This is a genomic window from Amycolatopsis stemonae (assembly GCF_054781455.1).
Genome location: NZ_BAAGUJ010000006.1, coordinates 48,155 through 60,820, shown reverse-complemented (window position 1 = coordinate 60,820; position 12,666 = coordinate 48,155). Strand labels below are relative to the sequence as shown.

Here is a 12,666-nt window from a genome sequence, read left to right as displayed (position 1 = left end):
CGCAGGCTCCTTTCCGCGTCCACGTCGATGTGGGTCACTGTTCACATCTATGAACGGAGTCTGTTATAGTGATTATGTTCATCCATAAGAACGTTGTTCGGGACGCTAATATGGCCGGAGTCACAAGTCAACGGCCGGACGGAGGAGCACAAATGCCGCAGAAGGTGGACACGGCCGAGGGTGCTCCCGCCGAATCGTCGGGGGTGAAGTCCGCGCGCCGGGCCGTCGACCTCATCGAGACCTTCGCGGCGAACGACGTCTGGCTGTCCCTCTCGGACCTGCACGCGCGCACGGGCTTCCCGCGCTCCTCGCTGCACGGCCTGCTGCGGACGCTCCTGGAGGCCGGCTGGCTGGAGGCGGACGCCAACACCGCCCGCTACCGCCTCGGCGTCCGCGCCCTGATCTGCGGCACGGCGTACCTGGACCGCGACGCCGTCGTCCCGTTCGCCACCGAGGCGCTGGAGCGCATCCGGGAGAAGACCGGCTTCACCGCGCACTTCGCGCGCCGCAACGGCACCGAGGTCGTCTACCTGGAGACGCGCGAGTCGCAGCGCTCCACGCACCTCGTCTCCCGCGTCGGGCGCACGCTGCCCACGCACGCGACGGCGCTGGGCAAGGCGCTGCTGGCCGAGCTGACGCACGACGAGATCGAGACGCTGATGCCGGCGACGCTGACCGCACTGACGCCGAACACCATCACCACGCTCGAAGCCCTGCACGCCGAGTGCGCCGCGACCCGCGAGCGCGGGTACGCCGCCGAGGTCGAGGAGGGCACGCTGGGCGTCCGGTGCGTGGCCGCGGTGATCCCCTACCGGATCCCGGGCACCGACGCGATCAGCTGCTCGATGCCGATTTCCCAGGTGGCCGACGCCGACGCCCAGCGCGTCGGCGAGCTGCTCGCCGAAACCACCGCCGAGCTCGGGCAGCAGCTGCGCCGGGCCGGCATTCGCTGACCGCCGCCCTTACCGAGAGGAAATCCATGACGGACCAGCGCGTGCTCATCACCGGGTCGGCGGGCGTCGTCGGCACCCTGATGCGGCCCCGCTTGAAGCGCGACGGCCGTGTGCTGCGCCTGCTCGACCTGGCCCCCCAGACGGCGTCGGACGCCTCCGAAGAGATCGTGACGGCTTCGGTCACCGACGCCGCGGCGATGGCCGCGGCCTGTGAAGGTGTCGACGCGCTGATCCACCTGGGCGGGCACAGCCGCGAAAACTCGTGGGAAGCGACCTTGGACGTCAACATCAACGGGACGCACACGGTCCTGGAGGCGGCCCGCGCGGCGGGGGTGTCCCGGGTGGTCCTGGCTTCCAGCAACCACGCGGTCGGGTTCCGGCGGAACGACGAGGATCTGCCGGCCGACTCCTCGCCGCGGCCGGACACGTATTACGGCGTGTCCAAGGCGGCCATCGAGGCGCTGGGAAGCCTTTACCACTCGCGGTTCGGCATGGACGTGATCGTCATCCGGATCGGCTCGTGCTTCGAGACGCCGTTGCCGCTGGGGCCGCGCGGCCTGACGACGTGGCTTTCGCCGGACGACGGCGCGCGGCTGTTCGAGGCCTGCCTCTCGGCGCCTTCGCCGGGGTACCGGCTGATCTGGGGCGTCTCGGACAACACGCGCCGCATCTACTCGCTGGCCGAGGCCGAGGCGCTGGGCTACAAGTCCCACGACAACGCCGAGGTGTACGCGGAGCAGCTGGCTTCTCGCCCCGCTCCGACGGGGATCGCGGCGGAGTACGTGGGCGGCCCGTTCTGCACCGCCCCGCTCGGCGAGTTCAACCCGCTCTGACGGGCGAGCGGCTTCGGGGACCGGTGGTTTCGGCGTGGTGCGCCGAGCACCTGGGCAGCGCTCCCGTCGAGGTGCTGTTCGAGCGCCGGTCGTCGTCCGAGGTGGCCGGGCTGCGGCTGGCCGACGGCCGGGAGGTCGTGGTCAAGGCCCGGCAGGACGACGGCCGGGCCGTGTCCTGCGTCGCCGCGCAGGCCGAGCTGGCCGCGCGCGGGTTCCCGTGTCCCCGGCCGCTCACCGCGGTCACCGTCGTCGACGGGCTCGCCGTGCACGCCGAGGAGTTCCGGCCGGGCGGGGACGTCCTGCGCGGCGACACCCCGGACGTCGCCGCGCGGTACGCGGCGGTGTTCGCCCGCCTGATGTCCGAACTGGCCACCGTGGACGTCGCGCCGCCGCTGCCGAACCCGCGCTGGGCGCGCTGGGACCACCGGGATCCCGGGCCGTGGCCGTCGATCGGGTTCCTCGACGAACGGGACCAGAGCGTCGTGCCCGCGGACATCGTCGAGACGGCAACCCGGGCCCGGAAGCGGCTGCTGGCCGCGGACCTGCCGTGCGTCCTGGGCCACGCCGACTTCGAAGCCCAGAACCTCCGCTGGCACGACGACGTCCGGGCGGTGCACGACTGGGACAGCCTGGCGTGGCACCCGGAAGCGGCCCTCGCCGGCGCGGCCTCCGGGGCGTTCGCCAGCGCGTCACCACCGACACTGGCCCCGGTCGACAGCTCCGCCGCGTTCCTCGCCCGTTACCAGGACCTGCGGGGCCGCCGGTTCACCGCGGAGGAGCAGGAGGTCGCCTGGGCGGCGAGCCTGTGGGCGGCGGCGCACAACGCGCGCTGGGAAGCCCTGCACGGCGATCCCCCGGTGTCCGGCGAGGCCGTCCGCGAGCAGGCGGCCGAACGCCTCCGCCGGGCGAACGCCTGAGCCCGGTTCACGCCTTGACGTACCGCGTCACCATCGCGACCAGCTCGTTCTCCAGCTTCCCGAGGTCCACCGGCTCGTGGTCGGCCACGAGCTGGTGGACGACCAGCTCGACCGTCGTGACGATCAGCCGGGCCGCCGTCTCCGTGTCGGCGACCCGGACCTCGGGGTGGTCGTCCAGCAGCTCCCGCAGGTAGGCGACCAGGTGCTTCTTGAGCAGCTCGACCTTCTCGAGGACGTCGGTCGACTTCGGCGCCTGCTCCAGCAGCACCCGCAGCAGCCGGGGCTCGTCGAGGTGGCTTTCGATCGCGCCGCGGACGAAGCGGCGGAAGATCTCCTCGATCGGGCCGGGCAGTTCTTCGCGCTGGACCCGTTCGGCGATCGCCGCGCCGTTGTCGAGGTGGCGGACGAGCAGCTCGGCGAGGATCGCGTCCTTGTTCGGGAAGTACTGGTACAGCGAGCCGATCGAGATCCCGGCCCGCTCGGCGATGCGGTTCGTGGTGCCCGCGGCGTACCCGTGCTCGCCGAAAACGTGAGCAGCCGCCGTCAGGATCCGCTGCCGGGTCAGCTCGGCGCGGACCTGACGCGGCTGTTTACGTGGCTGGATGCGGCGCTGGTCCGGTGTCACGTCGCCCCCCTCCTGACGCCTGAAAAGCGAGTAGCGCAAGATCTGAGTATTTGCTCATAATTGTGCCATGACCAGCACAAACACGCTGAACACCCGGTACCGCCGGGTGTCCATGGCCGAGGTCAGGAGCCGGCTGGGCGCCCCCGAGGAGATGATCGAGGGCAAGAAGCTCGACCACGTCGACAAGCACGCCCGGAGGTTCATCGCGCACTCGCCGTTCCTCGCGCTGGCGACGTCCGACGCTTCGGGCCGCGGCGACTGCTCGCCCCGCGGCGACTACCCCGGCTTCGTCAAGGTGCTCGACGAGCACACCCTCGCCATGCCCGACCGGCCCGGCAACAAGATCGCCGACTCCTTCCGCAACATCGCCGAAAACGGCGGCGTCGGCCTGCTGTTCCTCGTCCCCGGTGTGCGGGAAGTGCTGCGCGTCAACGGATGCGCGTACGTCACCGACGACGCGGACGTGCTCGCCCGGATGCGCACCGAAGCCAAGGCGCCGATGCTGGCGATCATCGTCGAGGTCGCCGAGGCGTACTTCCACTGCGGCCGGGCGCTGCTGCGGTCACGGCTGTGGGACCCGGCCAGCCAGGCGCTGGCCGAGGAGCTGCCGTCGGCCGGGGAGATCGTCACCGACCAGCTGGGCGTGGCCGTCGACCCGGCGGCGTTCGAGCAGCTCCTCGAAGAGAGCTACCGGAAGTTGTACTGACATGCAGAAGACGATCCTGGACCGCGTCGAGCGCGTCGCCGACGACGTCGTCTCCCTCGTGCTGCGCGGCGACGAAGGCGACCTGGCACCGTGGGAGCCGGGCGCGCACATCGACCTCGCGCTGCCGAACTGGCTGACCCGGCAGTACTCCCTTTGCGGCGATCCGTCGGACCGTTCCGCGTACCGGATCGCGGTCCGGCACGAACCGCTCAGCCGGGGTGGCTCGGAGTACGTCCACCTCTATCTGCGCCCTGGCCGCACGCTCGAAGTTTCGGTGCCGCGCAACCACTTCCCGCTCGTGGAAGCGTCGGAGTACCTGTTCGTGGCGGGCGGCATCGGGATCACGCCGATCATGCCGATGCTGCGGGCCGCCGGTACCGAGGCGACCCTGGTGTACGCGGGCCGGTCGGCCTCGACGATGCCGTTCGCGGCGGAACTCGCGGCCACGTACGGCGAACGCGTGCGGCTGCTGGACCACCGGCCGGACCTCGCGGCCCTGGCGGCGGAGTTCCCGGCGGCGGAGGTCTACTGCTGCGGCCCGGCGTCCATGGTGGACGCGGCCGAGGCACTGTTCCCCCGCGTGCACACCGAACGCTTCCAGCCGGCCCGGCGCGTCTTCGGGCCGGACACCCCGTTCGAGGTGGTGTGCGCCCGCTCCGGGCAGACCCTCCGGGTCCCGGCCGGCGAATCCCTGCTCGACGTGCTGAACCACGCCGGCAAGCCGGTGCCTACGGGCTGCCGCGAGGGCGTCTGCGGGAGCTGCGAACTGCGGGTGCTGGACGGCGACCCCGAGCACCGCGACGACATCGGCGCGCCGGACGGGCGGATGTACCCGTGCGTGTCGCGCGCACTGTCGCCCCGGCTCGTGCTGGACGTCTGAGGATCCACCGGGTTCGCGTACCATCGCGGACAGCCTCGACGTCGAGGAGGCAGGCGTGGGCGAACTCGGGCTGGCCGACACCAACGGCATCCTCGCGCTGCCCTGGGTCCGGCCCGAACGCACCAGCGCCGGGCTCGGCTGGGACCGGGTCTACGTCTCCAAGCAGCGCGAACGCCCCTATCGCGCGCAGTTCGGCGCCGCCCGCAGCCACCAGCTGATCCTGCACCTCGACGGGCCCGTGACGGTCCGGCGCGGCGTCGGGACGCCCCGGGAGCAGAGCCGCCGGATGCCCGTCGGCGGGTTGTTCCTGCAGCCGTCGCACGCCGAGCTGTCCGTCGAGCTCGGCGGCGAACTCGACACCGTGCACGTCTACGTCGACGACGCCGCCGTCCAGGAGGCCGCCGGGGAGACCGTGCGGCTCGCCGAGGAGCTGGGCAGCTCGGATCCCCTGCTCGAACAGCTGGTGCTCAGCCTCGACGGCGTCGTCCGCGACTGGGAGCCCAGCGCCCGCACCTACGCCGACCAGCTCGGCGCGCTCGTCGCCGCGCAGCTCGTCCGGCGGCACCGCGCCGGGCCGGTGTCCCCGCCCGTCACCCGGGGTCTTACGGACCGCCAGTTCGCGCGCGTCCGCGACCTGATGACCGAACGGCTGGCCGAGGCGGTGCCGCTCGCCGACCTGGCGGCGCTCGCCGGGCTGAGCGTCAGCCAGTTCTCGCGGCAGTTCAAGGCGCGCACCGGCCTCCCGCCGCACCGGTTCCTGCTGCGGCTGCGCGTCGAGCAGGCCGGGCTGTTGCTGCGCGCCGGCGACGACCCGATCGCCGACATCGCCGCCCGCTGCGGCTTCTCCCACCAGGAGCACCTGACGCGCGTCCTGCGCGCCCAGCTCGGCACGACTCCCGCGGCGCTGCGCCGGGCAGGCTGAAGCACGCGCGTTTCGTGCCGCCCGGCAGCACGAACGTGCAGGACCGGCGCTCGTCGCCGCCGGATACTGCGTCGCATGACCTCGTTCAGCTACGCCGCGAACCCCGTCCGGGTGGTCTTCGGCTCGCTCGGCACCCTCGGCGACGAAGCCGACCACCTCGGGCTGAGCCGGGTGCTGCTGGTCGGCGGGCCGCGCTTCGGTGACCGGGCCGCGGCGGCCCTCGGCTCTCGGCTGGCCGCGCGGTTCGAGGAGCCCGCCATGCACACCCCGGTCGACGTCACCGAGCGCGCGCTCAAGGTCGTCGCGGAGCACGACGCCGACGGCGTCGTCGCGATCGGCGGCGGCTCGGCCACCGGACTGGCCAAGGCGATCGCGCTGCACACCGACCTGCCGCAGCTGATCGTCCCGACGACGTACGCGGGCTCGGAGCTGACGTCGGTCCTCGGCCAGACCGCCGACGGCCGCAAGACCACCCGGAAGACCCCGAAGGTCCGGCCCGAAGCCGTCCTCTACGACGTCGACCTGACGCTGTCCCTGCCGGTGCCCCTCTCGGCGGCCAGCGGGCTCAACGCCCTGGCCCACGCGGTCGAAGCGACCTACGCGCCGGACGCCAACCCGATGACCGACCTGTTCGCCGCGGAGGCCAAGCGGCTGCTCGTGAACGCCCTTCCGCGCATCGCCGCCGATCCGTCCGATGTGGACGCTCGCACCGACCTGCTGCGCGGTGCCTGGCTGGCGGGGTCGTGCCTCGACGCCGTCACGATGGGCCTGCACCACAAGCTGTGCCACCACCTGGGCGGGAAGTTCGGCCTGCCGCACGCCGAAACCCACGCCGTGCTGCTGCCGTACGTCATGGCGCACCTGGGGGTCGAGGACGCCGGTGAGGTGTTCGAGCTGGCCGCGTCGCTCCCGATCCCGCACTCGCTGGCCGAGCTGGGTCTCACCGAAGCCGACATCGAGGGCGAGCCGGACCTGCTTCGCCAGGCCTTGCACGGCACCCGGCCCGCCACGCCGCCGAGCCTCAAGGCGCTGACGAAACAGGTCGCCGACAGCTTCGCGGGCGCGCCGGACCGCGTCCGCGAGCTGCTCACGGACCTCGTCGAGACCCTGCACGGCTACGCGATCCGCACCGACCTCACTCAGGACGAGTGGGAGTACGCGATCGGCTTCCTGACCCGCGCCGGGCACATCACGACCGACACGCGGCAGGAGTTCATCCTGCTGTCGGACACCCTGGGCGTGTCGAGCGTCGTCGACGTCCTGACGAACTCGCGGACGCCGGACACGACGCCCTCGGCCGTGCTCGGCCCGTTCTACGTCGAGGGACCGCCGGAAACCCCCCAGGGCGCCGACATCGCGGAAGGCCTGCCGGGCACGCCCTTGTCGGCCGACATCCTGATCACCGACACGGCGGACGTGCCGGTCGCCGACGCGATCGTCGACGTCTGGCAGTCCAATGAGGACGGTTTCTACGACGTCCAGCTGCCCGATCTCGACGGCCCGGTGCTGCGCGCGAGGTTCCGCACCGACGCCGACGGGCGCCTGCGCTTCCGGACCATCGTGCCCAGCGCGTACCCGATCCCCGCCGACGGGCCGGTCGGCGAGATGCTGAACGCCGTCGGCCGGCACCCGTACCGCGCGCCGCACGTGCACTTCATGATCGCCAAGCCCGGCTACCGCACGCTGATCACGCAGTTGTTCGTGGCCGGCGGCGACTACCTCGACTCCGACACCGTGTTCGGCGTCAAGGACGGCCTGATCGTCGACTTCGCCGACCAGCGGCTCGAGTTCACCTTCCGGATCTCAGGGAGCAGCGAATGAGCTACGACACCGATGTCCTCGTCGTCGGCAGCGGCCCGGCGGGCGGCTCCGCGGCGCTGCTGCTCGCCACCTACGGCGTGCCGACCGTCCTGGCCACGAAGTACGGCTGGATGGCCAACACGCCGCGGGCGCACATCACCAACCAACGCACCATGGAGGTGCTGCGCGACCTCGGTGTCGAAGACCAGGCCCTCGCCGTCGGGACACCGCCGGAGCTGATGGGCGACACCGTGCTCTGCACGTCGCTGACCGGGCCGGAGATCGGCCGGATCGCCAGCTGGGGCACCGGCGACCGGTCGGCGTCGGAGTACACCGCGGCGAGCCCGTGCCACATGATCGACCTGCCGCAGACCTACCTCGAGCCGATCCTCGCGAGCGAAGCCGCCGCGCGCGGCGCGAAACTGCGGCTGGACACGGAGTTCCTGGACTTCACGCAGGACTCCGACGGGGTCACCGCGCGGTTCCTCGACCGGGTGCGCGGCGACGAGTTCACGTTGCGCGCCAAGTACCTCATCGGCGCGGACGGCGCCCGCAGCCGCGTCGCCGAGCAGGCCGGGCTGCCGATCGCCGGGCAGACCGGCAAGGCCGGCAGCATGAACATCACGTTCACCGCCGACCTCGCGCCGTACGTGGCGCACCGGCCGAGCGTCCTCTACTGGGTGATGCGGCCGGGCGCGCACCTCGGCGGGATCGGGATGGGCCTGGTCCGGATGGTGCGCCCGTGGAACGAATGGCTGCTGACCTGGGGTTACGACATCTCCCAGGACCCGCCCGAGGTGGATTCCGAGGAGGCGACGCGGCTCGTGCGCGACCTCGTCGGCGACGCCTCGCTGGACGTCGAGATCACGTCGACGTCGTTGTGGACGGTCAACCACAACTACACGACGGAGTACCGCAGCGGCCGGGTGTTCTGCGCCGGGGACGCCGTGCACCGGCACCCGCCGTCCAACGGGCTCGGCTCGAACACCTCGATCCAGGACTCGTACAACCTCGCGTGGAAGCTCGCGATGGTGCTTCGCGGCGAAGCGGGCGAAGGGCTGCTGGACAGCTACACGGCCGAGCGTGCGCCGGTGGGCAAGCAGATCGTCGACCGGGCGAACCTCAGCCGTGACCAGTTCGGGCCGATCTTCGCCGCGCTGGGCATCACGGGCGACACCGACGCCGACGGCATCACGGCCGGCCTCGAGACGTGCCTCGCGCCGACGGCCGAGGGCGCGCTGAAGCGGCGTGAGCTGGAGAAGGCGATCGAGCTGAAGCACTACGAGTTCAACGCGCACGGCGTCGAGATGGACCAGCGCTACACCTCGGCCGCCGTGCTGCCCGACGGCGCTCCGCCCCGCCCGGACCGCGACCCGGAGCTGTTCCACCGCCCGAGCACCGAGCCGGGCGCGAAGCTCCCGCACGCGTGGCTGGTCGGCCCGCACGGCCGTCGAGTGTCCACTTTGGACCTGGTGGGCGGCGGCCGCTGGACGGTCCTGACCGGCCTCACGGGCACCCCCTGGCGCGACGCGGCGGCGAAGGTGGGCGCGGACCTGGGCCTGGACCTGCGCACGGTCCGCATCGGCGACGACGGCGCCCGCGACGCCTACGGCGACTGGTCCCGCCTGAGCGCCACAGCGGAAGACGGCTGCCTCCTGATCCGCCCCGACGGCTACGTCGCCTGGCGCCACCCCAACGCAACCCCCGACGCCGCAACCACCCTCCTAAGGGCCCTGAAGTCCCTCCTGTCCCGTGCTTGAAGGGCCGGTCACGGGGTTGAGGCGGCTGTGATGGTCACTGGGGTCTTCGGGGGGCCGCTGCCGTCGCCGATCGTGGACTTCGATGTGTCGACGCCGCCCGAGGCGACCTTGTCCAGCACCGCCAAGCCCGGGTCGTCGATGCTGCCGAAGACCGTGTACTCCGGTGGGATCTCCGTCGGGCCGAAGACCAGGAAGAACTGGGAGCCGCCCGAGTCGGGCTGGGACGTCTTCGCCATCGCCAGGACGCCGCGGCCGTACGTCAGCTCGGGGAACACCTCGTCGCGGATCGTGTAGCCGGGGCCGCCGGTGCCGTCGCCGACCGGGTCGCCGCACTGGAGCATCTGCAGCCCGGACGCCACGGACAGCCGGTGGCACGCCGTGCCGTCGTAGAAGCCCTGCTTGACCAGGCTCAGGAAGTTGACCACCGTGCACGGCGCCAGTGCGCGGTCGAGCGTCAGGCCGATGGGGCCCGCGCTCGTCGCGAGCCGCGCCGGGACCGTGCCGGACGACGGCGCCGGGCCGTCGGGCGGCAGGGCGACCTTCTTCGGCGCCGGCGACGTCGGGTCCGGGGTGAACGCGCAGGTCACCGGGTCGGCCAGTGGCCTGGACCGCTTCGGCATCCCGGCCCGCTCCCCACCCGGCAGCGCGACCGGCGCACTCGGGGTGGTGGTCGCGAGCGTCGCCGACCCCGCTCCGGGCGGCCAGGTCCCGACGGCGCTCCGGCCGGCCGGCTCGCGCAGGAACCCGGGATAGCCCCAGGCCAGGAAGGCGAGCGCCATCAGGACCACGACCACGACCGACCCGACGATCAGCACGACGGCGGCGGGCGACGTCTTCTTCGGCGGCACGGGCGGCACGGGCGGCTGCCACTGCGGGTACGGTCGGTCCCCCGGCGCGCTCATTCCCGCTCCCCTCGTCAGTCGCCCATTGTGCCGCGAAGGTCTCCTCCCCGGGCGGGAATCCGGAAAGGAGACACCGCGGCTCAGCGTGTCACGGCAACCCCCACGGCGCGCTCGCCCCGCCCGGTTCGACCGGCCGCACCGCGAAGTCCGGCCGATCGCCCTTCCGGTACACGAACGCGTCCTCACCGCGCCCGAGTTCGACTTGGACGTCGCCGTTCGCGAGCCGACGCCACTGGCGGGCACGGCCCCGCGCGTCCGTCACCGCGAGGTCACCGTCGATGCCCGGCCGCAGCACGCACGGCGCGCCGGCCTCGCTGCGCACCTTCAGCCAGCGCGTCTTCCCGCCCGCCCGCGACGCGCTGAGCAGGAACGCGCCTTCGGTGCGGAAGTCCCGCAGCGCGATGTCGCCCCACGCGGCGGGCACCGCCGGGAACAGCCGGACCACCCCGCCCCAGCTCTGGACCAGCATGTCCTGCAGGGACTTCGCCGCCGACAGCGGTGTCTCGATGACCGGCCCGGACTCCTTGTACATCGTGTTCGGCTGGATGTAGCGCCGCTGCAGTTCGCCCAGGTAGAACGCGGCCTGGTCGCCGCGCAGCATCTGCGCCGAGATCGACGCCGCCCCGGTGAACGTGTAGCCCTGCAGCGCGCCCTCGAAGCCGACCCAGTGGTTCAGCGACGTCTCGATGATCTGCCGGTGCTCCGGCTGCTCCCAGGTGACGTCGTAGAGCGGGTAGATCTGCAGCAGGTGCGAGTAGTGCCGGTGCGACTTCGCGAACGGCACGCCGGCGCCGATCATGTAGCCGTTGACGTCGGCCGGGTAGTCGACGAGCGTCGCGAGGACGTTGCGCCACTTCGGCGCCAGCGGGTCGCCTGGTGCGGTCTGCAGCAGTGTCTTACAACCCCAGCGGATGAGCGACAGGTCGTAGTTGCAGTCGGGCGCGTCGACGCCGTATTCGGGTGAGAACGTCGGCGGCAGGTGCAGCTTCCCGTCCGGGCCCGGGGCGAGGAAGTGCAGGTAGTAGTTGATCGCCCTGCGCAGCAAGGGGAACAGGGTGCCGTCCAGCAGCCGCCGGTCCAGCGTGTGCCGGTAGGACAGCCAGACGTTGTGCAGTGCCCACGTGAGGTTGCCGACCTCGGGTGTGGGCGGGTCCTGCCCGGGGACGCCGACCGGGAACCCGCTGGTGGCGTTCGAGACGCCGTTGAGCAGCGTCATGTCCGTCGTGCGCGGGATGCCCGCGGAGTCGGCCTGGTACGGCGACGCCACCTGGCTGCTCAGCCGATCGCGGTACTTGTCCAGCGCGTAGCTGACGGCGTCGAGTTCCAGGTGGTTCGAGCCGTGGATCAGCCAGTACTCGAGCTGGACGTTGAGGTTCCACCACGTCGCCGGCCACGGCGTGTTCTCCAGCCACGGCCCGGACGTCGCCATCACCGGCGCTTCCCGCCGCGCGGCCGACGCGACCTTGTACAGCTGGATCCAGTAGAAGCTCTGCAGGCGGGTGTCCGGAATGGACAGGAAGCTCGCCCGGTAGTAGTCGTGCCACCAGCGCCGGTGGTCCTGCGTCAGCGCGGCGAACGGCACCGCGGCACGCACGGTCGAGAGGGCCCGCGCCACCGACGTCTTCGCCGGGTGCGACCACGCCACCGAGGTGTACAGCGTCCGCGCGCCGCCGCGGGTGACTTCCCGCCAGGCCGTCACGTGCTCGCCGCCGGCCAGCAGCGGCTGCACGGCCAGCCGCGCGTCCCCGCTGCCGGACAGCTGGACCGGCGGGTTGGCCGTGTAGCCGGCGGGCGGCGGCTTGCCCCACACCGGGTCGGCCCGCGGGCTGACCGCGACGGCCGGGTGGAACACCCACTTGAACCCGCGTTCACCGTCGCTCGGCCGGATTTCGACGGCGAGCAGCGACTGTCCGGTGTGGACAATGGCACGCAGGCTCAGACTGCCCACCGCCGTCGTGACCGTGCCGGTCAGCTCGGCGTTCCACAGGTCCATCCGCCAGTCGATCGCGGTGATGGCGCCGACGGGCTCGAGCGTGAAGTACCCGATCGGCAGCCGGGCCAGCCCGAACAGCGACCCGAACTCCGGGCGGTGGTCCTGGACCTGGCTGTGCTGGACGTTGAAGCGGATCGCGTTCTGCCCCGGTTCGGCGTAGATGCCGGAGCCGAGGAACCCGTTGCCCAGGAACGGGCCCTCGTACCACGTCTTCGGCAGGCGCCGCCAGTACAGGTCCGCGGTGCCGAGGAACCCGGCCCAGCCGAAGTCGTCGCTGCCGGGCACGTCGGCGAACGCCGGGGTGAGCCCGGCCGCGCCGGCGGCGATCCCGGCGACCGCGCCGCCGAGCACGGTCCTGCGAGAGATGTCCATTCC

Annotated in this window: 11 protein-coding genes; 8 read left to right on the top strand and 3 right to left on the bottom strand. The window is 72.1% G+C overall.

Annotated elements, in window-relative coordinates; translation table 11 throughout:
• Nucleotides 1–152 precede the first annotated feature (152 nt).
• From ACYVLJ_RS22945 to ACYVLJ_RS22935, 3 genes are read left to right on the top strand one after another with little or no spacing between them, the layout of a single operon-like run.
• Nucleotides 153–953: an IclR family transcriptional regulator gene (locus ACYVLJ_RS22945; RefSeq protein WP_460440226.1), complete on the top strand. Its 801-nt coding sequence runs from the start codon at nucleotides 153–155 to the stop codon at nucleotides 951–953.
• Between the two features lie 26 nt (nucleotides 954–979).
• On the top strand, nucleotides 980–1,786 hold the full coding sequence (locus tag ACYVLJ_RS22940) for an NAD-dependent epimerase/dehydratase family protein (protein ID WP_451986948.1): 807 nt from the start codon (nucleotides 980–982) through the stop codon (nucleotides 1,784–1,786).
• Nucleotides 1,787–1,809: 23 nt separating this feature from the next.
• Nucleotides 1,810–2,703 (top strand): aminoglycoside phosphotransferase/kinase family protein, encoded by an 894-nt coding sequence (locus ACYVLJ_RS22935; RefSeq protein ID WP_460440225.1) that lies wholly within the window; start codon nucleotides 1,810–1,812, stop codon nucleotides 2,701–2,703.
• Nucleotides 2,704–2,710: 7 nt separating this feature from the next.
• Here the strand turns inward: ACYVLJ_RS22935 and ACYVLJ_RS22930 are convergent, their stop codons facing one another.
• Nucleotides 2,711–3,328: a TetR/AcrR family transcriptional regulator gene (locus ACYVLJ_RS22930; protein WP_460440224.1), complete on the bottom strand. Its 618-nt coding sequence runs from the start codon at nucleotides 3,326–3,328 to the stop codon at nucleotides 2,711–2,713.
• A gap of 67 nt (nucleotides 3,329–3,395) precedes the next feature.
• Here ACYVLJ_RS22930 and ACYVLJ_RS22925 point away from each other — a divergent pair, with 67 nt between their 5' ends.
• The 5 genes from ACYVLJ_RS22925 to ACYVLJ_RS22905 all read left to right on the top strand — a co-directional run bounded on the left by ACYVLJ_RS22925 (nucleotide 3,396) and on the right by ACYVLJ_RS22905 (nucleotide 9,396).
• Nucleotides 3,396–4,034 carry a pyridoxamine 5'-phosphate oxidase family protein gene (locus ACYVLJ_RS22925; RefSeq protein WP_460440223.1) on the top strand — a complete coding sequence of 213 codons (639 nt, stop codon included), beginning with the start codon at nucleotides 3,396–3,398 and terminating at the stop codon, nucleotides 4,032–4,034.
• A 1-nt stretch (nucleotide 4,035) separates the two neighbouring features.
• Entirely contained in the window at nucleotides 4,036–4,914 is an 879-nt protein-coding gene (locus tag ACYVLJ_RS22920; protein ID WP_460440222.1) for a PDR/VanB family oxidoreductase, read from the top strand.
• Nucleotides 4,915–4,969: 55 nt separating this feature from the next.
• A complete protein-coding gene (locus tag ACYVLJ_RS22915; RefSeq protein ID WP_460440221.1) occupies nucleotides 4,970–5,836 on the top strand; it encodes a helix-turn-helix domain-containing protein in 867 nt (288 codons plus the stop codon).
• Between the two features lie 75 nt (nucleotides 5,837–5,911).
• Nucleotides 5,912–7,657 (top strand): maleylacetate reductase and hydroxyquinol 1,2-dioxygenase domain-containing protein, encoded by a 1,746-nt coding sequence (locus tag ACYVLJ_RS22910; RefSeq protein ID WP_460440220.1) that lies wholly within the window; start codon nucleotides 5,912–5,914, stop codon nucleotides 7,655–7,657.
• Nucleotides 7,654–9,396, top strand: a complete 1,743-nt coding sequence (locus ACYVLJ_RS22905; protein ID WP_460440219.1) for an FAD-dependent oxidoreductase — start codon at nucleotides 7,654–7,656, stop codon at nucleotides 9,394–9,396. Before ACYVLJ_RS22910 ends, ACYVLJ_RS22905 begins: the two co-directional genes overlap by 4 nt.
• 8 nt (nucleotides 9,397–9,404) lie before the next feature.
• Here ACYVLJ_RS22905 and ACYVLJ_RS22900 read toward each other — a convergent pair whose 3' ends face one another.
• Both ACYVLJ_RS22900 and ACYVLJ_RS22895 read right to left on the bottom strand, forming a co-directional pair.
• Nucleotides 9,405–10,298: a peptidylprolyl isomerase gene (locus ACYVLJ_RS22900; protein WP_460440218.1), complete on the bottom strand. Its 894-nt coding sequence runs from the start codon at nucleotides 10,296–10,298 to the stop codon at nucleotides 9,405–9,407.
• A gap of 88 nt (nucleotides 10,299–10,386) precedes the next feature.
• Nucleotides 10,387–12,663 (bottom strand): glycosyl hydrolase family 95 catalytic domain-containing protein, encoded by a 2,277-nt coding sequence (locus ACYVLJ_RS22895; RefSeq protein ID WP_460440217.1) that lies wholly within the window; start codon nucleotides 12,661–12,663, stop codon nucleotides 10,387–10,389.
• Nucleotides 12,664–12,666: the final 3 nt, after the last annotated feature.